The organism is Polaromonas sp. P1_G2, assembly GCF_056405515.1.
The window spans coordinates 1-373 of record NZ_JBFUBY010001647.1 but is presented as its reverse complement, the minus strand read 5'-3'; the positions used below and the strand labels follow the sequence as shown (position 1 = coordinate 373).

At 64.6% G+C, this 373-nt stretch carries 1 protein-coding gene; it reads left to right on the top strand.

The window, feature by feature from the left end:
- On the top strand, window positions 1-373 hold a 373-nt coding region (locus AC1D0P_RS31950; RefSeq protein WP_477680392.1), incomplete at both ends, for a class I tRNA ligase family protein.

Genomic DNA, 373 nt, shown 5'->3' with positions numbered 1-373 from the left:
GAACGTCACCGGCTCGCTGCATATGGGCCACGCGCTCAACAACACGCTGCAGGACATCATGGTCCGCTTCGAGCGGATGCGCGGCAAGGACGTGCTCTGGCAGCCGGGCATGGACCATGCCGGCATCGCCACGCAGATGGTGGTCGAACGCCAGTTGAAGGAACGGCAGGAGCCGTCGCGCCGCGACATGGGCCGCGAAGCCTTCGTCGATCGCATCTGGCAGTGGAAAGACGAGTCCGGCGGCATGATCTTCAACCAGCTCAGGCGCCTTGGCGCGTCCTGCGACTGGTCGCGCGAGCGCTTCACCATGGACGAAGGCCTGTCGCAGGCCGTGCTCGAAGTCTTCGTCCGGCTCTACAAGGAAGGCTTGATC